Origin of the sequence: Streptomyces sp. NPDC052052 (assembly GCF_040680455.1) — a bacterium.
Taxonomy (GTDB): domain Bacteria; phylum Actinomycetota; class Actinomycetes; order Streptomycetales; family Streptomycetaceae; genus Streptomyces.
Genome location: NZ_JBFAWU010000005.1, coordinates 110,987 through 135,725 on the forward strand (window position 1 = coordinate 110,987; position 24,739 = coordinate 135,725).

Annotated in this window: 24 protein-coding genes; 18 read left to right on the plus strand and 6 right to left on the minus strand. The window is 70.3% G+C overall.

The window, feature by feature from the left end:
* The first annotated feature begins 486 nt into the window (after positions 1–486).
* Together AB0L71_RS07795 and AB0L71_RS07800 are read left to right on the plus strand one after the other, a co-directional pair.
* On the plus strand, positions 487–2,145 hold the full coding sequence (locus AB0L71_RS07795) for a M4 family metallopeptidase (RefSeq protein ID WP_365239313.1): 1,659 nt from the start codon (positions 487–489) through the stop codon (positions 2,143–2,145).
* Positions 2,146–2,321: 176 nt separating this feature from the next.
* Positions 2,322–2,942 (plus strand): DinB family protein, encoded by a 621-nt coding sequence (locus tag AB0L71_RS07800; protein WP_365239315.1) that lies wholly within the window; start codon positions 2,322–2,324, stop codon positions 2,940–2,942.
* On the opposite strand, the gene AB0L71_RS07805 is transcribed toward AB0L71_RS07800, so the two are convergent.
* Positions 2,936–3,712 (minus strand): VOC family protein, encoded by a 777-nt coding sequence (locus AB0L71_RS07805; protein WP_365239318.1) that lies wholly within the window; start codon positions 3,710–3,712, stop codon positions 2,936–2,938. The genes AB0L71_RS07800 and AB0L71_RS07805 overlap by 7 nt on opposite strands.
* Before the next feature lie 228 nt (positions 3,713–3,940).
* Here AB0L71_RS07805 and AB0L71_RS07810 point away from each other — a divergent pair, with 228 nt between their 5' ends.
* On the plus strand, positions 3,941–4,768 hold the full coding sequence (locus AB0L71_RS07810) for a sulfurtransferase (RefSeq protein WP_365239321.1): 828 nt from the start codon (positions 3,941–3,943) through the stop codon (positions 4,766–4,768).
* A 73-nt stretch (positions 4,769–4,841) separates the two neighbouring features.
* On the opposite strand, the gene sepH is transcribed toward AB0L71_RS07810, so the two are convergent.
* Positions 4,842–5,903, minus strand: coding sequence for a septation protein SepH (sepH, locus tag AB0L71_RS07815; protein WP_365239323.1), 1,062 nt, complete (start codon positions 5,901–5,903; stop codon positions 4,842–4,844).
* A gap of 497 nt (positions 5,904–6,400) precedes the next feature.
* Here sepH and AB0L71_RS07820 point away from each other — a divergent pair, with 497 nt between their 5' ends.
* The gene (locus AB0L71_RS07820; RefSeq protein ID WP_365239325.1) at positions 6,401–7,366 is read left to right on the plus strand and encodes a hypothetical protein; all 966 of its coding nucleotides are present in this window, start codon (positions 6,401–6,403) and stop codon (positions 7,364–7,366) included.
* A 13-nt stretch (positions 7,367–7,379) separates the two neighbouring features.
* Here AB0L71_RS07820 and AB0L71_RS07825 read toward each other — a convergent pair whose 3' ends face one another.
* Both AB0L71_RS07825 and AB0L71_RS07830 read right to left on the minus strand, forming a co-directional pair.
* Complete coding sequence (locus AB0L71_RS07825; protein ID WP_365239326.1) at positions 7,380–8,702, minus strand: D-arabinono-1,4-lactone oxidase; 1,323 nt, start codon at positions 8,700–8,702, stop codon at positions 7,380–7,382.
* Positions 8,659–9,906: an MFS transporter gene (locus AB0L71_RS07830; protein WP_365239328.1), complete on the minus strand. Its 1,248-nt coding sequence runs from the start codon at positions 9,904–9,906 to the stop codon at positions 8,659–8,661. The genes AB0L71_RS07825 and AB0L71_RS07830 overlap by 44 nt, the downstream gene beginning before the upstream one ends.
* Positions 9,907–10,058: 152 nt before the next feature.
* Between AB0L71_RS07830 and AB0L71_RS07835 the strand changes: the two genes are divergently transcribed.
* Together AB0L71_RS07835 and AB0L71_RS07840 are read left to right on the plus strand one after the other, a co-directional pair.
* Positions 10,059–11,186 carry a ferrochelatase gene (locus AB0L71_RS07835; RefSeq protein WP_365239331.1) on the plus strand — a complete coding sequence of 376 codons (1,128 nt, stop codon included), beginning with the start codon at positions 10,059–10,061 and terminating at the stop codon, positions 11,184–11,186.
* Positions 11,187–11,222: 36 nt separating this feature from the next.
* Positions 11,223–12,041, plus strand: a complete 819-nt coding sequence (locus tag AB0L71_RS07840; protein ID WP_365239334.1) for an inositol monophosphatase family protein — start codon at positions 11,223–11,225, stop codon at positions 12,039–12,041.
* Positions 12,042–12,123: 82 nt separating this feature from the next.
* On the opposite strand, the gene AB0L71_RS07845 is transcribed toward AB0L71_RS07840, so the two are convergent.
* Positions 12,124–12,297 (minus strand): hypothetical protein, encoded by a 174-nt coding sequence (locus tag AB0L71_RS07845; protein WP_365239337.1) that lies wholly within the window; start codon positions 12,295–12,297, stop codon positions 12,124–12,126.
* A 376-nt stretch (positions 12,298–12,673) separates the two neighbouring features.
* Between AB0L71_RS07845 and AB0L71_RS07850 the strand changes: the two genes are divergently transcribed.
* The 4 genes from AB0L71_RS07850 (at position 12,674) to AB0L71_RS07865 (ending at position 16,252) form a co-directional block, all read left to right on the plus strand.
* On the plus strand, positions 12,674–13,327 hold the full coding sequence (locus AB0L71_RS07850; protein WP_365239339.1) for a response regulator transcription factor: 654 nt from the start codon (positions 12,674–12,676) through the stop codon (positions 13,325–13,327).
* 6 nt (positions 13,328–13,333) lie between these two features.
* The gene (locus tag AB0L71_RS07855) at positions 13,334–14,563 is read left to right on the plus strand and encodes an ATP-binding protein (protein ID WP_365239342.1); all 1,230 of its coding nucleotides are present in this window, start codon (positions 13,334–13,336) and stop codon (positions 14,561–14,563) included.
* 405 nt (positions 14,564–14,968) lie between these two features.
* Positions 14,969–15,265, plus strand: coding sequence for a DUF4193 domain-containing protein (locus AB0L71_RS07860; RefSeq protein ID WP_003965732.1), 297 nt, complete (start codon positions 14,969–14,971; stop codon positions 15,263–15,265).
* A gap of 12 nt (positions 15,266–15,277) precedes the next feature.
* On the plus strand, positions 15,278–16,252 hold the full coding sequence (locus tag AB0L71_RS07865; RefSeq protein WP_365239345.1) for a hypothetical protein: 975 nt from the start codon (positions 15,278–15,280) through the stop codon (positions 16,250–16,252).
* Positions 16,253–16,423: 171 nt separating this feature from the next.
* On the opposite strand, the gene AB0L71_RS07870 is transcribed toward AB0L71_RS07865, so the two are convergent.
* Positions 16,424–16,879 carry a DUF3093 domain-containing protein gene (locus AB0L71_RS07870; protein WP_365239348.1) on the minus strand — a complete coding sequence of 152 codons (456 nt, stop codon included), beginning with the start codon at positions 16,877–16,879 and terminating at the stop codon, positions 16,424–16,426.
* 58 nt (positions 16,880–16,937) lie between these two features.
* Between AB0L71_RS07870 and AB0L71_RS07875 the strand changes: the two genes are divergently transcribed.
* The 8 genes from AB0L71_RS07875 to AB0L71_RS07910 all read left to right on the plus strand — a co-directional run bounded on the left by AB0L71_RS07875 (position 16,938) and on the right by AB0L71_RS07910 (position 24,724).
* On the plus strand, positions 16,938–17,522 hold the full coding sequence (locus AB0L71_RS07875; RefSeq protein WP_365239351.1) for a PaaI family thioesterase: 585 nt from the start codon (positions 16,938–16,940) through the stop codon (positions 17,520–17,522).
* Positions 17,522–18,055 (plus strand): dUTP diphosphatase, encoded by a 534-nt coding sequence (dut, locus tag AB0L71_RS07880; RefSeq protein WP_365239354.1) that lies wholly within the window; start codon positions 17,522–17,524, stop codon positions 18,053–18,055. Before AB0L71_RS07875 ends, dut begins: the two co-directional genes overlap by 1 nt.
* 1 nt (position 18,056) lies before the next feature.
* A complete protein-coding gene (locus AB0L71_RS07885) occupies positions 18,057–18,830 on the plus strand; it encodes a DUF3710 domain-containing protein (protein WP_365239356.1) in 774 nt (257 codons plus the stop codon).
* Positions 18,831–19,186: 356 nt separating this feature from the next.
* The gene (kdpF, locus tag AB0L71_RS07890; protein ID WP_018516254.1) at positions 19,187–19,276 is read left to right on the plus strand and encodes a K(+)-transporting ATPase subunit F; all 90 of its coding nucleotides are present in this window, start codon (positions 19,187–19,189) and stop codon (positions 19,274–19,276) included.
* Between the two features lie 7 nt (positions 19,277–19,283).
* Positions 19,284–20,948 carry a potassium-transporting ATPase subunit KdpA gene (kdpA, locus tag AB0L71_RS07895; protein WP_365239359.1) on the plus strand — a complete coding sequence of 555 codons (1,665 nt, stop codon included), beginning with the start codon at positions 19,284–19,286 and terminating at the stop codon, positions 20,946–20,948.
* Between the two features lie 26 nt (positions 20,949–20,974).
* Complete coding sequence (gene kdpB / locus AB0L71_RS07900; protein ID WP_365239362.1) at positions 20,975–23,071, plus strand: potassium-transporting ATPase subunit KdpB; 2,097 nt, start codon at positions 20,975–20,977, stop codon at positions 23,069–23,071.
* Between the two features lie 6 nt (positions 23,072–23,077).
* The gene (locus tag AB0L71_RS07905) at positions 23,078–23,746 is read left to right on the plus strand and encodes a potassium-transporting ATPase subunit C (protein ID WP_365239364.1); all 669 of its coding nucleotides are present in this window, start codon (positions 23,078–23,080) and stop codon (positions 23,744–23,746) included.
* Between the two features lie 228 nt (positions 23,747–23,974).
* Positions 23,975–24,724, plus strand: coding sequence for an ABC transporter ATP-binding protein (locus AB0L71_RS07910; protein WP_365239366.1), 750 nt, complete (start codon positions 23,975–23,977; stop codon positions 24,722–24,724).
* Positions 24,725–24,739 lie beyond the last annotated feature (15 nt).

Sequence of the window (24,739 nt, forward strand, 5' to 3'; positions counted from 1 at the left end):
GAGTCCCGGGCCGGTACGGCCTGCCGCCTGAAGGATCCCGTGTTCCCGGACTCGGCGGAGAACGGGGCCTGAGGCGTGGATGGCAGGTGCGGCCTGATAACTCGCCGACGGGGCAGGGAAGTTGAGGGGGAGCAGGGCCGGGCGACCGGGGGTGCCGTCCGGGTTGACCGTCTGCAGCCTGTCTTTCCGGGGCCTCTCGCGTCGCCGGATATGCGGGGCAGGTGCCGTCCGGCCGTCAGATCCCCGGGGTGACGCTCATTTTGCCATGTGCATGCTTGCTCAGGATTGCCTCTTTGCCCGGGTCTAGGTCGTTTACGTGCCTGCAATGTTCACCCGGGAGTCGACTTTTGGCCAACGTCGTTTTGCGGTCCTGACATGTACGCGATGTCGATGTCAGTCTTCCCCGGACTGCCCCCAGTGCAGCTGCTTCACATGACCTCCGGTCGGCATCCCGTGCCGTCCGGATTCCCCCACCGAGGAGCTAGCGTGACCACCCTCTACGCGCGTCACAAGCGCACCACCCTGGCCATCGCCACCGCCGTCGCCGCCGGAGCCCTGCTCACCACCGGCCTGACCACCGGTACCGCCGCCGCCCAGGGTCCGGCGGACTCCGGCAAGGGGGGCCCCCTCGCGGCGGCTCCGCTGCAGCTGTCCCCGGCCGCCCGCACCACGCTCATCAAGGAGCAGCAGGCCGACGCGTCCGAGACAGCTACGAAGATAGGCCTCGGCAGCCAGGAGGCGCTGGTCGTCAAGGACGTCGTGAAGGATGTCGACGGCACGGTCCACACCCGTTACGAGCGCACCTATGCGGGCCTCCCGGTCCTCGGCGGCGACCTGGTCGTCCACGAGTCGGCGTCCGGTGCGACCCGGAGCGTGACCAAGGCCAACAAGGCGGACATCAAGGTCGCCTCCGTGAAGCCGCAGATCGCCGTCGCCAAGGCCGAGAAGCAGGCGCTGACCGCGGCGAAGTCCGCCGGCTCGGAGAAGACCACGGCCGACGCACGCAAGGTGATCTGGGCGGGCGACGGCACGCCGGTCCTCGCCTACGAGACGGTCGTCGGCGGCGTGCAGGAGGACGGCACCCCGAACGAGCTGCACGTCATCACCGACGCGGCCACCGGCAAGAAGCTCTACGAGTACCAGGGCATCGAGACCGGCACCGGCAAGACCCTGTACTCGGGCACGGTCACCCTGAACACCACCCTGTCGGGCTCGACGTACCAGCTGACCGACAGCACCCGCGGCGGTCACAAGACGTACAACAAGTCGCACACCACCACCTCCTCGGCGGGCACGCTGTTCACCGACGCGGACGACGTCTGGGGCACCGGCGCGGCCTCCAGCTCCACCACCGACCAGACCGCGGCCGCGGACGCCGCCTATGGCGCCCAGATGACCTGGGACTTCTACAAGAACACCTTCAGCCGCAACGGCATCAAGAACAACGGCACGGCCGCGTACTCCCGCGTCCACTACGGCAACGCGTACGTCAACGCGTTCTGGTCCGACAGCTGCTTCTGCATGACGTACGGCGACGGCTCGAGCAACACCCACCCGCTGACCGCGCTGGACGTGGCCGGTCACGAGATGACCCACGGTGTCACCTCCAACACCGCGGGACTGAACTACTCGGGCGAGTCCGGCGGTCTGAACGAGGCCACCTCCGACATCTTCGGCACGGGTGTGGAGTTCTACGCGGCCAACTCCAACGACGTCGGTGACTACCTCATCGGCGAGGAGATCGACATCAACGGTGACGGCAGCCCGCTGCGCTACATGGACAAGCCCAGCAAGGACGGGTACTCGGTGGACTACTGGTCCTCCACCACCGCCAGCAAGGACGTGCACTACTCGTCGGGTGTCGCGAACCACTTCTTCTACCTCCTGGCGGAGGGCAGCGGTTCGAAGACCATCAACGGCGTCACCTACAGCTCGCCGACCTACAGCGGCACCACGGTCACCGGCATCGGCCGGGACAAGGCTCTGGCGATCTGGTACAAGGCGCTGACGACGTACTTCACGTCGACGACCAACTACAAGGCCGCTCGCACGGGCACCCTCTCGGCGGCATCCGCGCTGTACGGCTCCAGCAGCACGGAGTACGCCGCGGTCGCGGCGGCCTGGACCGCCGTCAACGTGAGCTGACGCCAGGGCAGTTGACAGGGCGGTACCCGGGGACGGATGCGCCCCCGGGTACCGCCCTGCCCCTGCTCCCGGGTCCTTCCCGGTCTTCCGCGGCGCCGGGAGGCGTGCTCGGTTGTCCTCGCGCCTCGTCCTCTGGAGGATGGCCGGCCCACCTGCCGGCGAACCCGGAGCAGCCCATGACCACGTCCGACCCGATCACCCGCGACCTGCTCGAAACCTTGGACGACGTACGCACCAGGACCCTTGACCGCCTTGACGGCCTGACCGACGCCGAGTACCTGTGGCAGCCCGTCGCCTCATGCGTGACGGTCCGGAAGGCAGCGGACGGGATGTTCCGCGCCGACCCGCGGCCCGCGGCCGATGTCCGGCCCGCGCCGTTCACGACGATCGCCTGGCGCACCTGGCACATCGGAGCGGACTGCCTGCGCGGCTACGGTCGATTCTTCGGTGACGACTCCCCGAGCGGCGACCGGCATCGGTGGCCGGGTACGGCAACCGAAGGCGTCCAGGTGCTGTCCGACGAATGGTCCCGGTTCCGAGCCCGGGTCGCCTCCCTCGGCGACGACGGCCTTCTTCGGCCCATGGGCCGCCGGGCCGGCGCCTTCGGTCATGAGAGCTACCTGTTGCTGGCTCTCCACGCCCTGGACGAAGCCGCCCACCACGGTGCCGAAATCGGTGTCCTTCGCGACCTCCACCTCCACGGCTTCGCCGGGGAGGGGCCGGACCCGACGGTGAGCGGCACGCCGGACAGGTCCGGGCCGACCGACCAGGGGCCCCGCGGGCCTGCGACTCAGTGAGTGGCCGACCGGACGATCGTGAACACCGCGCCCTCCGGATCCGCCACGGTGGCCACCCGGCCGCTCGCCCCCTCCCGGACCGGCTGCAGCAGGTAACCGCCGAGATCCACCACGCGCTGGACGGTCCGGTCGGTGTCGTCGACCTCGAAGTACGTCATCCAGTGCGGGCCCCGATCGCGCGGCAGGGCATGGCCCACGCCGTGCAGCGAGGCCACCGGACGGCCGTTCAGATGCAGGGTCTGGTAGTCGAAGTCGGCCGAGACGACCGCCTCCGCCTCGTAGCCGAAAACCGTCTGGTAGAACTTGCAGACCGTCGAGGTGTCACGGGTCAGCAGTTCGTTCCAGACCGGGGTGCCGAAAGCTCCGGCGAGCGCCGTGCCGTCGTGCGCGGCGGCCTGCCAGATCCCGAAGACCGCGCCGCTGGGATCGGAGGCGATGGCGAGCCGCCCCGCTTCTCCCGCATCGAGCGGTCCGACGGCGACTGTGCCGCCGCAGGAACGGATCATCTCTGCCGTGGCGTCGGCGTCGTCGGTGGCCAGGTAGGTCGTCCAGGCGATCGGCAGATGGCGGTCCGGTGGCAGCTGCCCGATGCCCGCGACCACCTGTCCGTCGATCAGCGCGCGCACATACGGACCCAGCTGATCCGGACCAGGAACGAACTCCCAGCCGAACAGGTCGGCGTAGAAGTCCTGGGTTGTGCGCAGGCCGTGCACGATCAGGCTTACCCAGCAAGGTGTCCCGGGTGTGCGGCGGGCGACAGCCTCGGTCATCGTCACTCTCTCCTCGGCCCCTCGTGGTGGCCGTACGGGGGAACGGGGCCTGCGTGCCGTCGGTACAGGATGTGTGCGCCCCGTGCAGATGGTTGCACCACCCGGCGCACGATGTGCCCCGGCCGCGCCGCACTTTCCGGGATCCCGACGGAGAGAGACCGTTTTGATGTGAAACGTCTGCTTCGAAGGTGTGACAGGGGAAGCGGCTCCTGCGCGAGGATGGCACCCATGAAGCCCATCATCACCGCATCCGAATATGTGAGCGAGTCGACGGGGCCGCGTCCGCCGGTGCTCCTGGACGTACGTTGGCAGCTGGGTGGCCCGAACGGTCGCCCCGACTACGAGGCCGGGCACATCCCCGGCGCCGTTTTTATCGATCTTGATGCGGAGCTCGCCGGCCCGGCAGGGAGCGGTGGCCGCCATCCGCTGCCCGATCCGGAAGCGTTCGGCGCCGCCATGCGCCGGGCCGGTGTGTCCCAGGACACACCGGTGGTCGTGTACGACGGCGGCCAGGGCTGGGCCGCGGCGCGCGCCTGGTGGCTGCTGCGCTGGACGGGCCACGAGGACGTCCGGGTGCTCGACGGTGGTCTGGCGGCGTGGGAGGGGGACCTCGAGACCCGGCCGCCGAACCCGGCCGAGGGCGATTTCCGGCCCGTGCCGGGTGCTGTGCCGTCGCTGGACGCGGACGGGGCCGCGGCACTGGCCCGCTCGGGCCTGCTGCTGGACGCGCGGGCCGCCGAGCGCTACCGGGGCGATGTGGAGCCGATCGACCGGGTGGGCGGTCACATTCCGGGTGCCGTCTCGGCTCCGACCTCCGAGAACGTGAGGGAGGACGGCCGGTTCCTGTCCGCGGAGTCGCTCAGGGCCCGGTTCGAGGCGCTCGGCGCCGACCGGGCCACGGACGTGGGTGTCTATTGCGGTTCCGGTGTCTCCGGTGCCCATGAGGTGCTGGCCCTGGCCGTCGCCGGGATCCCCGCGGCGCTGTACGCGGGCTCCTGGTCCGAGTGGTCCGCGGACGAGTCCCGCCCGGTAGCCAAGGGCCCCGATCCCCAGTAACAACGGCCGGTGTGCCGCACGAGGGCCCGCACGCTGTGGCGTACGGGCCCTCGTCATCCTGCAGTCTCCCGCCTCAGTCCTGCTTCTTCCGGCGCGTACCGAAGACGATCTCGTCCCAGCTGGGCACCGCTGCCCGGCGGCCCGGCCGGACGCCGTCCGCCTCGGCCTGGCGGTCCGTCGTCCCGGTCAGCCGGTCGCGATGACCGGCCACCGCCCTGGGCATGAGCACATCCGCGTAGGCGGAACCGGCGGAGGCTGCCGCCGCCGGTGGCTCGTCGGCCTCCGCTTCCTGCGGAGCGGGCTCGAGGGCCGGAGGCTCCGGCGGTGTCGACCGGTCCGGAACCACCATGTCCCCGCGGAAGCTCGGTACCGCCTCCAGCAGGCTGGTCAGCGAATCGCGCTCACCGGCCGAGATGCCACCGATGCGCTCCTCCGGCTCGGGCGGCGCGGGGCGCTCCATCTGACGGTCCAGGGCGCGGTCGAGGGTGCGGTCCAGCGGCCGGTCGCGGGGGAGCCGGGCGATCCGGGGCACGAACGGGAAGCTCGGCTCGGGCGCGGCGACGTCGTCGGTCTCGCCGATCAGCGAACGCGCCTCGTCGTCCACGGCCTGGACCAGCCGACGCGGCGGGTCGTACGTCCAGCTCGCCGAGTGCGGCTCGCCCGCCACCCGGTAGACCAGCAGGACCTCCCAGGTGCCGTCGTCGCGGCGCCAGGAGTCCCACTGGACGGTCTCCTTGTCGGCGCCGCGCATCAGCAGCCGCTCCTGCACCGCCTCGCCGAGCTGGGGGCCGGTGTTCTCGCCCGGGCGGCGCACCGGGGTCTTCCGGGCCCGCTCGGCCATGAAGGCGCGCTCCGCGAGCACCGGGCCCTCGAAGCGGCGGACGCGATCGACGGGGATGCCGGCGAACTGGGCGACCTCCTCGGCGGAGGCGCCGGCTCGTATCCGTGCCTGGATGTCGCGGGGACGGAGGTGGCTCTCCACCTCGATCTCGATCTGGCCGAGCCGCGCGCGGTCATTGCGCACGGCGGCTCGCAGCCGCTCGTCGATCGGAAGCGTGTACTCCGTGCTGTCCGCAGCCTTGAGCACCAGTCGTGTGCCGTCGTTGGAGACGGCCACGACACGCAGTTCGGGCATGGGGACCTCCCGGGTGGTGCCTGCCGACGTCACGTGCGTCGCTGCTTCCGCTAGTCGAGTGTGGCCTGCCCGGGTGCAGCCTGCCACAACATTGCCGTGTTTCCCGGCGCGTCGGGTGTGAGCCCTTGATCGCCGGTATGACACGGTGACCTATTGTGCAACACGAAGTGACGGATGATCGCTTCGTGTAGCCGGTCCCCGTGCGATGCCGTGGCGTCGCCGGTTCGAGTGCCTCCTTCGGCCCCCTTCCCGAAGATCCCGGACACCCACGTGGGAGTCCGGCCCCAGGGCTCGTCACAGTACTCCATTCGGGCCATGTGGGTGGAGCGCCGCGCCGCCGAAGTTCTCGTGAGGTGCGGGAGTTGGGCTGTCCTCCCCGGTGCGGACGGTCATCACGGGTGTCCTGCTTCACAGAATCTCCTGAATTGGAACCATCCGCTTCGCTCATAAGTCCCTTCCTGGTGCATGGTGGGAGAGATGTCAATCAAGGGCTGGAAATGGTGCAGAAGCCGGAAAGTGACATAGAACCCAAGGAACGGCGTATAGATCTGAGCGTGCCTCAGGTGGCCGGCAGTGCTGTGGCGGCAGTCACGGCAGCCGTGGCGGCGTCCCAACTGGGTGTGTACGGAACGATCCTCGGTGCCGGTGTGATGAGTGTCGTCGCCACCTGTGGCGGTTCGGTCTTCCAGCACGTCTTCCGCCGCACGGGGGAGCAGATCCGTGAGGTCACGGTCCAGGTGAAGCACCCGGACCGGGAGGTCACCGTACAGACGCGTGAGACGCGTCGTGTGCGCGGTGCCACGACCGCGCACGACGAGACGGACGTCACGACCGTGCCGGACGGGACGGACGCCACGGCGGTCCTGCCCTCCGTGGCGGACGACCCGGACCGTACGCGGGTGCTCACGCAGCTCGGGGGGACACACGGCCCCGCCGCGGGCGGCCCCGGCTCCGACGAGGAGTTCTCCGCGGCCACCACCCACGGCACCCGCATGCGTGGCTGGAAGCGTCCGGCGGTCGGGGCGGCCGTGGTGTTCGCCGTGACGATGGCCGGCATCACCACGTACGAGCTGGTCTCCGGCAACGACCTGAGCGGCGGCAAGGGGACGACCATCGGCTCCGTCGTCCGGGGCGGCGAGCGGAGCTCCGGGTCGGACGACCCGGCACCGGCCACCAGCACCGACCCCGATCAGGGACGGACCCCCGGCCAGGAGACCCCGGCGACCTCCGGTGACGACTCGCAGGGCGGGCAGAGCCGGAACCCGGGCGACAGCTCCACGGCCGATCCGACGCCCAGCACCGGGGCGTCCGACGGCACCGGCGGCGGGGCGAGCCCGGCCCCGACGACGTCGACCGCTCCGGCCGTGCCCGGCGACGGCTTCACGGCCGACCCGGACCCCACGGCCACGGGTGACGTCCAGGGGCAGGACGGCGGTGCCACCACGGGCACGGCCGGGCAGTGAACGGCCGCGACGTTCAGTCGCCCAGCACCCGGCGCAGATAGTCGTTGCCGAAGAGACGGTCCGGGTCCAGCCGGTCGCGCACGGCGGTGAACTCGCCGAACCGCGGGTACACCCCGGCGAGGTACTCGGCGTCGCGCGTGTTGACCTTGCCCCAGTGCGGTCGGCCGGCATGGGCGGTCATGATCCGCTCCACCGCCGTGAAGTAGGCCTGGTAGGGCGTGCCCCGGTAGAGGTGGACGGCGATGTACGCGCTCTCCCGGCCCGAGGCCGTGGAGAGCGCGATGTCGTCCGCGGGGGCGGTGCGGACCTCCACGGGGAAGCCGATCCGCAGCGGCGACCGGTCCACCATGGCCTTGACCTCGCGCAGCGCCTCCACGGCGGCCTCGCGCGGCACCGCGTACTCCATCTCCACGAAGCGGACCCGGCGCGGGCTGGTGTAGACCTTGTACGGGATGTCGGTGTAGGTACGGGCCGACAGGGCGCGGCTGGAGAGCCCGGCGATCGCCGGAATGGCGGCGGGGAACGCGCGGCCGAGGGAACAGGCCACCTGGAAGACTCCGTTGGAGAGGAATTCGTCCTCGAACCAGCCGCCGACCTTTCCGAGCGGGGCGGCCGGGCCCGCGCTGCGGTTGTTGCGCTTGGTGTTGCAGTTGCCGGTGTGCGGGAACCAGTAGAACTCGAAGTGCTCGTTCTCGGCGACCAGCTCGTCGAAGTCGTTCATGACCCGGTCGAAACCCATCGGCTCCTCACGGGCCGTCAGCAGGAAGATCGGTTCCACGGCGAAGGTGATCGCCGTGACGACCCCCAGGGCGCCGAGGCCGATGCGTGCCACGGCGAAGACATCGGCGTTCTCCGTCTCCGAACAGGTCAGCACCGTGCCGTCGGCGGTGACCAGTTCGAGTGCGCGGATCTGCGCGGATATGGACGCGGAGTCGCGGCCGGTGCCATGGGTGCCGGTGGACGTGGCGCCGGCGACCGTCTGCTCCATGATGTCGCCCATGTTGGTGAGCGACAGGCCCTCCCGAGCCAGGGCGGCGTTCAGCCGCTTCAGCGGGGTCCCCGCCTCGACGGTCACCGTCATCGCCGTGCGGTCGATCTCCCGGATACCGGTGAGCAGGTCCGGACGGACCAGCACACCGTCGGTGGCCGCCGTCGCCGTGAAGGAGTGCCCCGTCCCGACCGGCTTCACCCGCAGGCCGTCCTCGGAAGCGCTGCGCAGCACCTCGGCGAGCTCGGCCACGGAGGCGGGTGACACGACCCGCGCCGGACGGGCCGTGACGTTTCCCGCCCAGTTACGCCACGCGTTCGTCGTCGTCCGTGCGTCGGTGTGGGTCATCGTCCCCGCGCCTTTCGGTAGGAACCGGCCCGGTGAGCCGGCGGTACCCCAGGAACGCCACCACGGCCGCGAGTGCTCCCGCCACACCGGGCACCGCGTACCCCGCATCGGCCCCGAACCCGTCGATCACCCAGCCGGCGGCCGAGGAGCCGAGTGCCACACCGACGGCGAGTCCGGTGCCGGTCCAGGACATGCCCTCGGTCAGCTGATTGCGCGGTACGTGCTGCTCGACGAGGGCCATGGTGGTCACCATCGTCGGTGCGATGGCGAGGCCCGCGACAAAGAGCGCCACGGCCAGGAACGGCAGGCTCCCAGCCAGTTGGAGGGGGATCATACTCACGGCCATCGCACACACGCCCACCACCCACCGGGCGGACGGGCTCCCCTTGGGACGCAGCAGGCCGAAGACCGCGCCGGCCAGGCAGGAACCCAGCGCGTACACGGCCAGCACCAGGCTCGCCGCGGACTTGTGGCCCTGCTCCTCGGCGAAGGCCACCGTCACCACGTCGATCGCCCCGAAGATCGCACCGGTCGCCACGAACGTGACCACGAGCACCTGGAGACCCCGGGAGCGCAGCGCGGTGCCGCGGGTGTGCGGCTCGCGCGGATGCGGTACCGGTTCCGTGGCGCGCTGCGCGGTCAGCCAGAAGACCCCGGCCAGCAGGAACCCGGCCGCCAGAAGCGGTCCGGCCTCCGGGAACCAGGTGGTGGACAGGCCGATCGAGATGATCGGTCCGAAGATGAAGCACACCTCGTCGACGATGGACTCCCACGCGTACGCGGTGTGCAGCCGGTGCGGCGAACCGTGGTAGATCTCGGCCCAGCGGGCCCGGGTCATCGCACCCACGCTGGGGACGCAGCCGACACCGGCCGCGAAGACGAAGAGCGTCCAGTCCGGCAGCCGCTGCTGGGCGCAGAGCAGCAGACCGGTCACCGCCGCCAGGGCGATGAGGCACGCCGGACGCAGCACGCGGCGCTGCCCGTACCGGTCGACGAGCCGGGAGATCTGCGGCCCGATCACCGCCGCCGACATCGCGAGCGTCGCGGAGAGCGCGCCGGCGAGCCCGTAGCGGCCGGTGAGCTGGGACACCATGGTCACCACGCCGATGCCCATCATGGACAGCGGCATCCGGCCGATGAATCCGGCCGCCGAGAACCCCTTGGTGCCGGGGGCGGCGAAAATCGCACGGTAGGGACTGGGCAAGGAGGGCTCCACACGGCGTGATCACACGCGCCTGTCATGCATGAACGTAGTCGGAGAAGCTTACGGTCGGGCGAGGACCGTCCGACACCGTGGTGGCCCGGAGCCCGATGTCGGTGGGAGCACTGTCCGAGGGGAGTGGCAGGATCGGAGCCATGTCCGATCTGCGCCCTGCCGCTCCTTACGACGCCCTGCTGCTGCTCTCCTTCGGCGGTCCCGAAGGCCCGGACGACGTGGTCCCGTTCCTGGCGAACGTGACCCGTGGCCGTGGCATCCCCGAGGAGCGGCTGAAGGAAGTCGGCAAGCACTACTTCCTGTTCGGCGGCGTCAGCCCGATCAACGCCCAGAACAGGGCCCTGCTGGACGCCCTGCGCAAGGATTTCACCGAGCACGGGCTCGATCTGCCGGTCTACTGGGGCAACCGCAACTGGGCGCCGTACCTCACCGACACCCTGCGGGAGATGACCGCCGCCGGGCACCGCCGGATCGCCGTTCTCGCCACCAGCGCCTACGCCTCCTACTCCGGCTGCCGGCAGTACCGCGAGAACCTCGCCGAGTCCCTGGCCGCGCTGGAGGCCGAGGGGCTGACCGTGCCGCGGGTCGACAAGCTCCGGCACTACTTCAACCACCCCGGGTTCGTCCGGCCCATGGTGGACGGCGTCCTGGCCTCCCTCGCGGACCTTCCCCAGGAGCAGCGGGCCGGGGCGCACCTCGCCTTCACCACGCACTCCATCCCCCTCTCCGCCGCCGACACCTCCGGCCCCGTGGACCAGCACGGCGACGGCGGCGCCTATGTCGCCGAGCACCTCGACGTCGCCCGCCTGATCGTCGAAGCGGTGCGCGAGGAGACCGGCGTCACGTACCCGTGGCGGCTCGTCTACCAGTCGCGCAGCGGCGCCCCGCACATCCCGTGGCTGGAACCCGACATCTGCGACCACCTGGAGACGCTCCACGCCGAAGGCGTCCCCGCCGTGGTGATGGCCCCCATCGGTTTCGTCTCGGACCACATGGAAGTGCTGTACGACCTCGACACCGAGGCCACCGCGAAGGCTGCCGAGCTGGGGCTCCCGGTGCGCAGGTCAGCGACCGTGGGGGCGGACCCGCGGTTCGCCGCGGCCGTGCGCGAACTCGTGCTGGAGCGCGCCGCCACCGAGCAGGGCCGCGCTGCGCAGCGGTGTGCGCTGGGCGCCCTCGGCCCGAGCCACGACCTCTGCCCGGTCGGCTGCTGCCCGGCCCGGACCCCCAGGCCCGCCGCCGCGGGCGCCGACAGCCCGTACGCCTGACGAGACCCTGCCGCACGTCTGGAGAGCTGGAGCACCGTGACCGACCCGAACCTGTCCGAACTGCTCGACCTCGCCCTGGAGGCGGCGCGCCGTGCCGGTGCGCTGCTGCGGGACGGCCGCCCGGCCGATCTGGGGGTGGCCGCGACCAAGTCCAGCCCGATCGACGTCGTCACCGAGATGGACATCGCCGCCGAGAAGCTGATCACCGGCTTCCTCGCCGAGCGCCGCCCGGAGGACGGCCTCCTCGGCGAGGAGGGGGGCAGCACGGCCGGCAGCAGCGGTATCCGCTGGGTCGTCGACCCGCTCGACGGCACCGTGAACTACCTCTACGGCCTGCCGACCTGGGCGGTCTCCATCGCGGCCGAGCGGGACGGCGAGCGGGTCGTGGGCGTCGTGGAGGCCCCGATGCGCCGTGAGACGTACCAGGCCGTGCTCGGCGGCGGCGCGTACGCCAGGGGCGGTGCGTACGGCGACGGCACCTCACTGCGCTGCCGGCCCGCGCCCCCGCTCGACCAGGCGCTCGTCTCGACCGGCTTCAACTACGTCGCCACCGTCCGCGCGCACCAGGCGGACGTGGCCCAGAAGCTGATCCCGCAGCTGCGGGACATCCGGCGCAGCGGCTCCGCCGCCGTGGACCTGTGCGATGTGGCGGCCGGCCGGCTGGACGGCTACTACGAGCGGGGGCTCCACCCGTGGGACCTGGCGGCCGGTGATCTCATCGCCCGCGAGGCGGGGGCGTACACGGGCGGCCGCCCCGGGCTTCCCCCCGACGGCGATCTGGCGGTCGCCGCGACACCGGGCGTCTTCGAGCCGTTGCAGGGCCTTCTGGAGGAGTACGGCGCCTGGCACGACTGACCGACCGGCCGGCCGGGCCCACCGGACCCATGGGAAGGGCCCCTGACACCGACGACGGTGTCAGGGGCCCTTCCCGCATGGCTCAGACGCTGCCGGCGCCGATCTCGACGCCGTGCTCGGCGGCGAGACGGTGCAGATCGTCCAGCTCGCTCTGCTCGACATCCGCGAGGAAGTCGTCGCCTGTCTCCCGAGCTTTCGTGAGGTCGGACTCGGTGGTCCTGATGCGTTGCAGCAGACCTGCGGTGAATGCGTCCATGGTGTGCGCCCCCTCATCGTGGGTCGGTGGCACGGGGGTGTGCCCGGGTTTCCCTCCGCGCGGAGACGGTAGGGCGGGTGATCACGCGCTCTCCGGGGACGGAGTGGCCGGTGGAACGCCACATTCAAGGCGTGATCGCGGGTGTGACTCCGTCCTCCCCAGCCCAAGGCTCAGAGAAACCTCAACTGGCCCGGAATTCCGGCACCTTCCCCGCAGCCACCGGCCGGCGGCCGTCGCCTTATCGCCGGTTTATGCGCGTTCCGGGCAGGATGGAGCCGCACAGACCACTGCCGAGGAGTGACCCGAATCACGGATCGTGAGCCGATGGGGACACTCCGAGGTTTGACGTACTGAAGTTCGAAGGAAGGACAGCGCCGTGCGCGTACTCGTCGTGGAGGACGAGCAGCTCCTCGCCGATGCGGTGGCGACCGGATTGCGCCGTGAGGCCATGGCCGTCGACGTCGTCTACGACGGTGCCGCGGCCGTGGAGCGCATCGAGGTCAATGACTACGACGTCGTGGTGCTGGACCGGGACCTCCCTCTGGTGCACGGCGACGACGTCTGTCGGCGGATCGTCGAACTGGGCATGCCCACCCGGGTGCTCATGCTCACCGCGTCGGGGGACGTCAGCGACCGGGTGGAGGGGCTGGAGCTGGGCGCCGACGACTATCTGCCCAAGCCGTTCGCCTTCAGCGAGCTCACCGCGCGGGTACGGGCGCTCGGCCGGCGTACGACGGTGGCCCTGCCACCCGTCCTGGAGCGGGCCGGAATCAAGCTCGATCCCAACCGTCGCGAGGTCTTCCGCGGCGGCACCGAGATCCAGCTCGCGCCGAAGGAGTTCGCCGTGCTGGAGGTCCTGATGCGCAGCGAAGGCGCCGTCGTCTCGGCCGAGCAGCTGCTCGAGAAGGCCTGGGACGAGAACACCGACCCGTTCACCAATGTCGTCCGGGTGACCGTCATGACCCTGCGCCGCAAACTCGGCGAGCCGCCGGTGATCGTCACCGTGCCCGGCTCCGGCTACCGGATCTGAGGAGCGATGCCCACCGTCCCGGCGCCGCCGACAGCACCCCCGAAGCCCACCTGGGAGCCCAAACGGCAGGAGTCGCCCTACTGGCTGCGCCCGACCATCCGGATACGGCTCACGCTCCTGTACGGCGGCATGTTCCTGATCGCCGGCATCCTGCTGCTCGCGATCATCTACATGCTGGCCGCCCAGGCTCTTCACGTGGGCAGCGAGCTGCCGTTCAAGATCGTCAACGGGCAGGTGACCAGTACGGTCTGCAACCTGCCCGAGAAGGCGACACCGGACGCCTTCAACGCCGCGATGAACACCTGCGTCAACCACCAGCGCCAGGAGGCGCTCGACACCCTCCTCAACCGCTCGCTGCTGGCGCTGGTGGGTCTCAGCGTCATCGCGTTCGCCTTCGGCTACGCCATGGCGGGCCGGGTGCTCTCCCCGCTGGGCCGGATCACCCGCACCGCACGCCAGGTGGCCGGAACCGATCTGTCCCGCCGGATCGAGCTGGACGGCCCCGACGATGAGCTGAAGGAGCTCGCCACCACCTTCGACGAGATGCTCGACCGGCTGGAGCGGGCCTTCACCGCCCAGCAGCGGTTCGTCGGGAACGCGTCGCACGAGCTGCGCACCCCGCTCGCGATCAACCGCACGCTGCTGGAGGTCCATCTCTCCGACCCCCAGGCCCCGCCGGAGCTGAAACAGCTCGGCAAGACGCTGCTGGCCACCAACGAGCGCAGTGAGCAACTGGTCGAGGGCCTGTTGCTGCTCGCCCGCAGCGACAACCAGATCGTCGAGCGCAAACCGGTCGACCTGGCCGAGGTCGCCTCGCGCGCGATCGACCAGACGCGCGGCGAGGCGGAGGAGAGGGGAGTGGAGATCCGCGGCCGGCGGGCCCCGGCAGTCGTCCAGGGCAACGGAGTCCTGCTGGAGCGCATCGCCCTGAACCTCGTGCAGAACGCCGTGCGCTACAACATCCCGGAACAGGGCTGGGTGGAGGTCACCACCGAGCTGCAGCCCGGCCAGGCCGTCCTCGTCGTCTCGAACACGGGGCCGGTGGTGCCCGCGTACGAGATCGACAACCTCTTCGAGCCCTTCAGACGGCTGCGTACGGAGCGAACCGGCAGTGACAAGGGAGTGGGGCTCGGTCTGTCGATCGCACGGTCCGTGGCGCGCGCCCATGGCGGCCGTATCGTCGCCGAGCCGCGCGAGGGAGGAGGTCTGGTGATGCGCGTCTTCCTGCCCGCCTGAGGGCCCGTACAGGGGCGATTCTCGGACGACTGGCTTTGTTCGCTTTGGGCGGAATTTTCGGGACCTGCGCCCCAGGTGGCCCTGTGTGATCGATCACAGGAACGATTCGTCTGATGTCCACGCTCCGTGATCGGTGACACTGCCGGAAAACCCGAAAAGTCAAGGGTTTTCGCGGTTCGATATCACGGGAAGTACACGGGGTGGCGCACGTGAAACGCGACACCGGGACCGTGTACGGTCCCCTTCGCCACCCAAGGCGGCCACTCCTGAGCGGTCCTTTTGGGTGTCGATTGAGTAACAGACCTTGATGTGAGGCAAAATCTCCGCCTCGGGTCGGGCACAAGTCCGGCCTCTCACGCGTTACGTGCGCTGAGACACTGCAGACACCCAGAGGGGGAGAACAACATGGCAACGGACTACGACACCCCACGCAAGACCGACGACGACGTCGACCAGGACAGCCTGGAGGAACTCAAGGCTCGCCGGAGCGACAAGACGGCGTCCGCTGTGGACGTCGACGAGTTCGATGCGGCCGAGGGACTGGAGCTGCCCGGCGCAGACCTGTCCAACGAAGAGCTGGCCGTGCGGGTCCTGCCGAAGCAGGCCGACGAGTTCACGTGCATGAGCTGCTTTCTCGTGCACCACAGGAGCCAGCTGGCGCGCGAGAAGAACGGCCAGCCGATCTGCCGCGACTGCGACTAGGACGAGTGGGCTGTGGCAGGCGACACATCCTCCTGGAAGCGACGCTTGCGGCGCACGACGTCGTCGGAGGCGAATCAGGGCGGCACAGACCCGGCGGAAGGCGTAGCAGCGCCTGCCGAGTGGTCCGCCCTGCCACCCTCTGCGGGCGAGCGGGACGACGAGCGGGGCCGGTCGGCCTCGCTCGAGGCGGTCACGGCGCTCGAAGGCACGGAAGAGGCCGACCCGGCTGATGGGGTCGGACCGGCCGACTGGACGGAGCCCGTGACCGGGGCAGGCCGTCTGGGCCCCGTGAGACGGGGAATACGCCGGGGCGGGGAGAGCACCAAGGCCGCGATCGGCCATATTGCCGACCGGATCATCGAAACCGCTCCCCGCATCCCCGTGCGCGATCTCGCGACCCTGCGCAAGCAGTTCCCGGGCCTCGGGCCCGAAGAGCTCGCCGACCGGCTCATCGCCGGCGCGAGCAAGGCCACAGCCACCGTCGGTGCCGGTATCGGTGCGGCGGCCATGATGCCCGTGCCGCCCGCCATGCTCGCCGAACTGGCGGCGGAGATCACCGGGGTGGCCGCGATCGAGATGAAGCTCGTCGCCGAGCTCCACGAGGTCTACGGCCTGCGGCCACCGGGCGGACTCACCCGGCGTTCCACCGCCTATCTCGCGTCCTGGACCGAGGAGCGCGGGATCGATGTCGCCCACCCGATGACGGTCAACGCGGCGCTGGGCGGCCAGATGAAACGTGAGATGCGCCAGCAGATCACCAAGCGCATGGTGCGCAATCTGCCGAATCTCATCCCGTTCATGGTCGGCGCCGCCGTCGGCGCAACGATGAACCGGCGCGACACCAGGAAACTCGCCGACCGGGTGCGGAAGGACCTGCGCAAGCGCCAGGTGCCCTGGGACCAGCTTTCGGAGCTGCCTCCGCTGGAGCCGCCCAAGGGGCTCCGCAAGGGGCTTCGCAAGGGTCTGCCGGGCGAGCCGGAGGTCTGAGACATCCCCGCGCCCTGCCGTACGGGTCCCTCGTCGGCCGCGCCGCTTCCCGGATGACGGGCAGGCCCGTCCGCCGATGTCGGCCCGGTCCCTGAGGAGCGGGCCGTCCGGAGGGTCCGCGGGGAGTCCTCCGGACCAGAGGGCCGGGAGAGCCCCGGGCCCGTATCGCGCTCAGGCCCGTACCGTGTTGAGCGCTTCGACCAGGGCCTGCGGCTCGCGGGTCGACAGATAGACGTACGGGGTCGGGTCCTGCGGGTCGGTGACCTCGACCCGGACCGCCGTCGGGATGTAACTGCGCAGCAGCATGAAGGCGCGGGTGTCCGCCTTGTGCGAGCGCCAGGCGCGCGCCTCCTCCGCGTCCAGCGCCTCGGCCTTCCCGAGCGCCGTCAGCGGGATGCGTGCGTCACCGGCCACCAGGGAGTCCGTGACCACCCGGATCCTGGCCGAGCCGTAGGAGCTCACCGCGGCCGCCGACAGGGCCGCGCCGCCCGCCAGTCCGGCGAGCATCGGCAGAGTGCCGAGGGGCAGCAGCATCAGGGCGCAGGCGATGCCGATCAGGAAGGCGATGAACCACCACGAGCGGGGCGCGGTGAGTCGTTCGTCGAAGGGCGGGGTGGAAGGCTGCATGGACCCAAGCTTGGCACGGTACCCGTCGCAGGTGGCAGCGCGGGTAAGGTCTGCGCCTGTGAGTGGAACATCTGTGGCTCTGAAGCCTCCGGCCGACGCGGTGAAACCGGTTCGGCACCCCGATTCCCCGGCCCCCGGCGAACTTCTCGGCTCGCACTACGAACACTGTTTCGGATGCGGTGAGGGGCAGGCGCACGGCCTGCACCTCCAGGCACGGGCCGCCGAGGGGGTCGCGGTCACCGCCGAGTTCACGGTGAAGGCCGCTCATCAGGGCGCCCCGGGCCTCGCTCACGGCGGCATCCTGGCCACCGCGCTGGACGAGACGCTCGGCTCCCTCAACTGGATGCTGCGGGTGATCGCGGTGACGGGGCGACTGGAGACCGACTTCGTGTGTCCGGTGCCGGTGGACACCGTGCTGCACCTGGACGCCGAGGTCACCGCGGTGCACGGCCGGAAGATCTACTCCCGGGCGACCGGCCGGATCGGAGGGCCGGACGGCCCCGTGGCGGTTCGCGCCGAGGCTCTCTTCATCAAGGTCGAGGTCGACCACTTCATCGAGAACGGCCGTCCGGCCGAGATCGAGGCGGCGATGGCCGATCCCGACCAGACCAAGCGTGTCCGTGCCTTCGAGGTGAACCCCTGATGCGGCATCCCGTGGACGTACTGATCCGCCGGGTGGACCCGGAAGTGCCGATTCCGGCCTATGGGCACCCGGGCGACGCCGGCGTCGATCTGGTGACGACCGAGGCCGCCGAACTCGGCCCTGGTGAACGTGCCGTGCTGCCCACCGGAGTCGCGATCGCACTGCCCGACGGGTACGCCGCGTTCGTGCACCCGCGGTCCGGCCTCGCCATGCGCTGCGGAGTCGCTCTGGTGAATGCCCCAGGGACGGTCGATGCCGGGTACCGTGGAGAGATCAAGGTGATCGTCATCAATCTCGACCCGCGCGAGCCCGTGCGGTTCGAGCGGTTCGACCGGATTGCCCAACTGGTCGTCCAGCAGGTCGAGAAGGTGCGCTTCCACGAGGTGGCGGAACTTCCCGGATCGGCCCGCGGAGAAGGAGGCTTCGGATCCACCGGAGGCCACGCCTCCGGCCAAGTTGGTGACGTCAGGGGCGGGAATACCCAGGGTGGGAACAGCTACGCTTCGGTCGTACCCGACCGGGAAGGACAGTGACGTGTTCGGACGTCGCAAGAAGAGTGGTTCCGCCGAGGACGTGGCGGACGAAGCGCGCGAGGCCGAGCAGGTCGTCGACGAGCTCGATGACGCCGACGGGGCCGACAACGGCTCACGTCGGGTGAATCTCCCGCCGGCGCCGCGGCCGGACGGGCCGTGGGACGCATCCGAGGTCTCCCAGCCCGGCGAGGGCCGGGTCGACCTGGGTGGCATCTTCGTGCCCGGAGTCGAGGGCATGGAGCTGCGCGTCGAGGTGGCCGGCGACGCGATCGTCGCCGCGACCGTGGTGCTGCGCGACAGCGCCATCCAGTTGCAGGCCTTCGCAGCCCCCAAGAAGGAGGGCATCTGGGGCGAGGTCCGTGAGGAGATCGCTGCCGGCATCACCCAGCAGGGCGGGATGATCGACGAGGTCGAGGGCCCGCTGGGCTGGGAGCTGCGCGCCCAGGTCCCCGTACAGCTTCCGGACGGTACGCACGGCGTACAGCTCGTGCGCTTCGTCGGTGTCGACGGGCCGCGCTGGTTCCTGCGCGGAGTGATCTCCGGCCAGGGTGCCGTGCAGCCGGAGGCCGCCGGCCTGCTGGAGAGCGTCTTCCGGGACACCGTGGTCGTCCGTGGCGAGGGCCCGATGGCGCCGCGCGATCCGATCGTCCTCAAGCTTCCCGACGACGCCCAGATGGTGCCCGAGGGCGCCGCGCAGGAGAACCAGGAGGGCTCGAAGTTCTCCGGTGGCATGAGTCGGCTCCAGCGCGGACCCGAGATCACCGAGGTGCGCTGAGCGGAGCCGGGCAGCCGCCCGGTAACAGCCGAAGGCCGGTGGGCCGTCCCCCTTCCCGGGGGACGGCCCACCGGCCTTTTCCGTGCCACCGTGCGCTTCGGGGCGCACGCCAGGAGGGCGCGTACAGGGCGCGTATGCGACCCGTATGCGACTCGTATGTGCGCCGTCAAAGGCTCGCTCCTGCTCGTAAGGAAGCCATCAACGCAGGCCAGGACGCCTGCGGCGGGGGGTTTGCTCAAGAGGTCCGAGATTCCGTACCTCATCTAGGAGCACACGATGGCCGATGTGGCCTTCGTCGTCACCACAATCGCGGTGTTCGCGCTGGTGGCGCTCGTCGCCAAGGGGGTGGCGAAGCTGTGACTGCCGAGAACATCGTCGGTCTGATCGTGGCCGTCGCCCTGCTGGGCTATCTCGTCCTCGCCCTTCTGCACCCGGAGAGGTTCTGAGCCCGCCATGAGCCCCGTCCTTGCTGGTGTGCTCCAGGTCCTCGCGCTCGTCGTGGCGCTGGGGCTGGCATACCGTCCGCTCGGCGACTACATGGCCGACGTCTACTCCTCGCGCAGGCATCTCCGCGTCGAGAAGTGGATGTACAAGGCCATCGGCGTCGAACCGAACACCCAGATGCGCTGGCCCGCGTACCTGCGTGGCGTGCTCGCCTTCTCCGCGGTGAGCGTCCTCTTCCTCTATCTGCTGCAGCGGCTCCAGGGCAGCCTGCCCGGCTCGCTCGGCTTCGCCTCGATCGACCCGGACCAGGCGTTCAACACGGCCGCGTCGTTCGTCGCGAACACCAACTGGCAGTCGTACTACGGCGAGCAGGCCATGGGCCATGTCGTCCAGACCGGCGGCCTGGCGGTGCAGAACTTCGTCTCGGCCGCCGTCGGCATCGCCGTCGCGGTGGCGCTGGTCCGCGGCTTCGCGGGCTCCCGCACCGGTGAGCTCGGCAACTTCTGGTCCGACCTGGTGCGCGGCACCGTACGGATCCTGCTGCCGATCTCCGTGGTCGCCGCGCTGGTGCTGGTCGCCTGCGGGGCCATCCAGAACTTCTCGGGCATCCACGAGGTCGGCCAGTTCATGGGCGGCTCGCAGCAGTGGAACGGCGGCGCGGTGGCCTCCCAGGAGGTCATCAAGGAGCTGGGCACGAACGGTGGCGGTTACTTCAACGCCAACTCGGCCCATCCGTTCGAGAACCCCAACGGGCTGTCCAACCTGCTGGAGATCTTCCTGATCCTGGTCATCCCGTTCGCGCTGACGCGCACCTTCGGCAGGATGGTCGGCTCGCCGAAGCAGGGGTACGCGATCCTGGCGACGATGGGGGTCATCTGGCTGGGCTTCACCGCCCTGATGATGTGGACCGAGTTCGCCCACCACGGCCCCGCGTTCGAGATCGCCGGCGGGGCGATGGAGGGCAAGGAGACCCGCTTCGGGATCGGCGGCTCGTCGATCTTCGCCGTGGCCACGACACTGACCTCCACCGGGGCGGTGAACTCGTTCCATTCCTCGTACACGGGCTTCGGTGGCGGGATCACGATGCTGGGCATGCAGCTCGGCGAGATCGCGCCCGGCGGCGTCGGTTCGGGCCTGTACGGCATGCTGATCATGGCGATCATCGCGGTGTTCATCGCGGGTCTGATGGTCGGCCGCACGCCCGAGTACCTGGGCAAGAAGATCGGCACCCGCGAGATCAAGCTCGCGGCCTGCTACATCCTGATCACCCCGGCGCTGGTGCTCTGCTTCACCGCCGCGGCGATGGTCCTGCCCACACCGCCGAACTCCATGCTGAACTCCGGTGCGCACGGATTCTCCGAGGTGCTGTACGCGTACACCTCCGGCGCCAACAACAACGGCTCCGCCTTCGGCGGGCTGAACGCGGACACCCAGTGGTTCAACACGACGGTCGGCCTGGCGATGCTGCTCGGCCGGTTCCTGCCGATGGTGTTCGTCCTGGCCCTGGCCGGCTCGCTCGGGGAGCAGAAGCTCGTACCGGTGACCGCCGGAACGCTGGGCACGCACAAGCCGCTCTTCAGCGGGCTGCTGGTCGGCACGGTCCTGATCGTCGCCGGGCTGACCTACTTCCCGGCCCTCGCGTTGGGGCCGCTGGCCGAGGGGCTGGCGTCATGACCGCTCGCACGAAACAGGAGGACTCGATGTCCACTGTCACTCCCACCCGGGCACCGCATCAGGACGCTCCCACCGGCCACCAGGACGAAGGACGCGTCGGCGGGGGCCTGTTCGACGCCCAACAGCTGCTCAGGTCCTTCCCGGACGCGGTCCGCAAGCTCGATCCCCGGGTGATGGTCAAGTCGCCCGTGATGTTCGTGGTGCTGGTCGGCTCGGTGGTCACCACCGTGCTGGCGTGCCTGGACCCGGGGGACTGGTTCGGCTGGGCGATCGCCGCGTGGCTCTGGCTGACCACGGTCTTCGCCAACCTCGCGGAGGCGGTCGCCGAGGGACGGGGCAAGGCGCAGGCCGACACGCTGCGCAGGGCCAGGACCGACACGGTCGCCCGGCGGCTGATCGGCAGGAACGAGGAGCGGGTGCCGGGGACCGAGCTGCACGTCGGTGATCTGGTGGTCTGCGAGGCCGGTGACATCATTCCCGGCGACGGAGACGTCGTCGAGGGCGTCGCCAGCGTGGACGAGTCCGCGATCACCGGCGAGTCGGCCCCGGTGATCCGGGAGTCCGGCGGCGACCGCAGCGCCGTCACCGGGGGTACGAAGGTCCTCTCCGACCGCATCGTCGTCAGGATCACGACCAAGCCCGGTGAGACCTTCATCGACCGGATGATCGCCCTGGTCGAGGGCGCGGCGCGGCAGAAGACGCCCAACGAGATCGCGCTGAACATCCTCCTCGCCTCCCTCACGATCGTCTTCCTGCTCGCCGTCGTCACCCTGCAGCCGTTCGCCGTCTACGCGGGCGCCGAGCAGTCGATGATCGTGCTGACCGCCCTGCTGGTCTGTCTGATCCCGACAACCATCGGTGCGCTGCTCTCCGCGATCGGTATCGCGGGTATGGACCGGCTGGTCCAGCGGAACGTCCTCGCGATGTCGGGCCGGGCCGTCGAGGCCGCCGGCGACGTGTCGACGCTGCTCCTCGACAAGACGGGCACGATCACACTCGGCAACCGCCAGGCCGCCGAGTTCCTCCCGGTCCCGGGCACCACCGCGGCCGAACTGGCGGACGCGGCCCAGCTCTCCTCACTGGCCGACGAGACGCCCGAGGGCCGTTCGATCGTCGTGCTCGCCAAGGAGAAGTACGGACTGCGCGAGCGTCACCAGGGCGAACTGCGGCAGGCCGAGTGGGTGGCGTTCACGGCCCAGACCCGGATGTCTGGTGTGGACGTCGACGGACGCAGGGTCCGCAAGGGCGCGACCGGCTCGGTCGTCGCCTGGGTCGAGGAGCGCGGCGGCCGCGTCCCGCAGGACGCACAGACACTCACCGACCGGATCGCCCAGGCCGGCGGCACACCGCTGCTGGTGGCTCTGGAGGACGAGCGCGGGGCCCGCATCCTGGGTGTCATCCACCTCAAGGACGTCGTCAAGGAGGGCATGAGGGAGCGCTTCGACGCCCTGCGCCGCATGGGCATCAGGACCGTCATGATCACCGGCGACAACCCGCTGACCGCGAAGGCGATCGCCGAGGAAGCAGGGGTCGACGACTTCCTGGCCGAGGCCACGCCCGAGGACAAGATGGCCCTCATCAAGCGGGAGCAGGCCGGCGGCAAGCTCGTGGCGATGACGGGTGACGGCACGAACGACGCTCCCGCGCTGGCTCAGGCGGATGTCGGCGTGGCGATGAACACCGGCACCTCGGCCGCCAAGGAGGCCGGGAACATGGTGGACCTGGACTCCAACCCCACCAAGCTGATCGAGATCGTCGAGATCGGCAAGCAGCTCCTCATCACCCGAGGCGCGCTGACGACGTTCTCGATCGCCAACGACGTCGCGAAGTACTTCGCGATCATCCCGGCCATGTTCGCGGTGGCGTATCCGGGGCTGGACAAGCTGAACATCATGCAGCTGTCCTCGCCCGAGTCCGCGATCCTGTCGGCGGTCGTCTTCAACGCGCTGATCATCGTCGCGCTGGTGCCGCTCGCCCTGAAGGGCGTGCGCTACCGCCCCAGCAGCGCCGACTCGATGCTCCGGCGCAACCTCGGGCTGTACGGACTGGGCGGCCTGGTCGCCCCGTTCATCGGCATCAAGATCATCGACCTGCTCCTCTCCCTCATCCCCGGAATCGGCTGACCTGCCATGAACAACTCCGTAGGAAACACCACCCGGACGCTCTGGGCCGGGCTGCGCGCCCTGCTCGTCCTCACCGCCGTGTGCGGCGTGCTCTACCCGCTCGCCGTCACCGGTGTCGCCCAGGGCATCTTCCCCGGCCGGGCCAACGGCTCCGAGGTCACCGCGGACGGCAAGGTCGTCGGTTCCGCACTCATCGGCCAGCGCTACGAGCTGCCGCTGAAGAAGGGCCAGGAGACCGCGGACCCGGACCTCAGGTGGTTCCAGCCGCGCCCCTCCAACGGCCTGGGCACCAACAGCGTCAACCCCCAGTACGAACTGATCCTCTCCGGCGCCACCAACCGTGCCGGCGACAACGAGGAACTCATCGACTGGGTCACCGCCGCCAAGGCCGCCGTCGTCAGGGACAACTCCGTCCCCGGCCACCCCGTCGACCCCGCCGATGTGCCGGCCGACGCTGTCACCTCCTCGGGCTCCGGCCTCGACCCCGCCATCTCGCCGCAGTACGCACAGCTCCAGGTGCGGCGCGTCGCCGAGCGGAATCACCTCGGCGTCGCCCAGGTCGAGCAGCTCGTCGACCAGCACACCGACGGCCGGATCCTCGGGTTCGTGGGGGAACCGAGGGTCAACGTCCTCAAGCTCAACATCGCCCTCAAGGAGCTGGTCGACAAGGCGTGAGCACGTGAGCAGCTGAGTGCCTGAGGGCATGGGGCCGGCCGGGAGACGGCCGGCCCCATGCCGTCGGCGGAAGGCCACGGACTCCGAACCGGGGGCGGAACAGGGCCGACGGGACGGGCGGGCACCGGGGACGGCGGACCCCCCGGGCACCGCCCTGGCCATTGCCCGGTCCCGTGCCCCATGCACATACTGGCGGCCGACGGGACCGATCACGCACGGGGGAGAGACATGACCGACAACACCAGCCGGACGCGCACCGGTGGGCAGAGCGGTGCGGCGGTCGCGGAGGACCCGGCCCGCGGACCCATGGTCCGGGTCGAGGACCTGCACCGCTCGTACGGCACCGGCGCCGCGGCCGTGCACGCGCTGCGCGGGGTCTCCTTCGACGTGCCGCGCGGTGAGCTCGTCGCGCTCAAGGGACGCTCGGGCTCCGGCAAGACGACCCTCCTCAACCTCGTCGGCGGCCTCGACAGCCCCGACAGCGGCCGGATCACCGTCGACGGCACGGACCTCGCCGATCTCGGCGAGGACGGACTTCTGGAGCTGCGCCGGGACCGCATCGGCTTCATCTTCCAGTCGTTCGGCCTGATCCCCATCCTGTCCGCCGCGGAGAACGTCGGCGTCCCCATGCGGCTGCGCAAGGCGGACCCGCGCGAGCGCGAGGACCGGGTGGCACTGCTGCTCTCCATGGTCGGCCTCGCCGACCATGCCGCTCAGCGCCCCGGAGAACTCTCCGGCGGCCAGCAGCAGCGCGTCGCGATCGCACGCGCACTGGCCAACCGGCCGGCGCTGCTGATCGCGGACGAGCCGACGGGACAGCTCGACGCGGAGACCGGACTCGCGGTCATGGAGCTGCTGCGGGCGGTGGTACGGAGCGAAGGCGTCACCGCGCTGGTGGCGACGCACGACACCCAGCTGCTGGGGCTGGCGGACCGGGTGCTGGAGCTGAGTGACGGGCACATCGTCGAGCACGCGTAGGGCCCCCAAGGGGGA

What these genes read in the sequence shown, in the direction of transcription:
- AB0L71_RS07800 (WP_365239315.1), top strand. Translation starts at nt 2,322, where the DNA reads ATGACCACGTCCGACCCGATCACCCGCGACCTGCTCGAAACCTTGGAC.
- AB0L71_RS07805 (WP_365239318.1), bottom strand. Translation starts at nt 3,712, where the DNA reads ATGACCGAGGCTGTCGCCCGCCGCACACCCGGGACACCTTGCTGGGTA.
- AB0L71_RS07810 (WP_365239321.1), top strand. Translation starts at nt 3,941, where the DNA reads ATGAAGCCCATCATCACCGCATCCGAATATGTGAGCGAGTCGACGGGG.
- sepH (WP_365239323.1), bottom strand. Translation starts at nt 5,903, where the DNA reads ATGCCCGAACTGCGTGTCGTGGCCGTCTCCAACGACGGCACACGACTG.
- AB0L71_RS07820 (WP_365239325.1), top strand. Translation starts at nt 6,401, where the DNA reads ATGGTGCAGAAGCCGGAAAGTGACATAGAACCCAAGGAACGGCGTATA.
- AB0L71_RS07825 (WP_365239326.1), bottom strand. Translation starts at nt 8,702, where the DNA reads ATGACCCACACCGACGCACGGACGACGACGAACGCGTGGCGTAACTGG.
- AB0L71_RS07835 (WP_365239331.1), top strand. Translation starts at nt 10,059, where the DNA reads ATGTCCGATCTGCGCCCTGCCGCTCCTTACGACGCCCTGCTGCTGCTC.
- AB0L71_RS07845 (WP_365239337.1), bottom strand. Translation starts at nt 12,297, where the DNA reads ATGGACGCATTCACCGCAGGTCTGCTGCAACGCATCAGGACCACCGAG.
- AB0L71_RS07855 (WP_365239342.1), top strand. Translation starts at nt 13,334, where the DNA reads ATGCCCACCGTCCCGGCGCCGCCGACAGCACCCCCGAAGCCCACCTGG.
- AB0L71_RS07860 (WP_003965732.1), top strand. Translation starts at nt 14,969, where the DNA reads ATGGCAACGGACTACGACACCCCACGCAAGACCGACGACGACGTCGAC.
- AB0L71_RS07870 (WP_365239348.1), bottom strand. Translation starts at nt 16,879, where the DNA reads ATGCAGCCTTCCACCCCGCCCTTCGACGAACGACTCACCGCGCCCCGC.
- dut (WP_365239354.1), top strand. Translation starts at nt 17,522, where the DNA reads ATGCGGCATCCCGTGGACGTACTGATCCGCCGGGTGGACCCGGAAGTG.
- kdpA (WP_365239359.1), top strand. Translation starts at nt 19,284, where the DNA reads ATGAGCCCCGTCCTTGCTGGTGTGCTCCAGGTCCTCGCGCTCGTCGTG.
- kdpB (WP_365239362.1), top strand. Translation starts at nt 20,975, where the DNA reads ATGTCCACTGTCACTCCCACCCGGGCACCGCATCAGGACGCTCCCACC.
- AB0L71_RS07905 (WP_365239364.1), top strand. Translation starts at nt 23,078, where the DNA reads ATGAACAACTCCGTAGGAAACACCACCCGGACGCTCTGGGCCGGGCTG.
- AB0L71_RS07910 (WP_365239366.1), top strand. Translation starts at nt 23,975, where the DNA reads ATGACCGACAACACCAGCCGGACGCGCACCGGTGGGCAGAGCGGTGCG.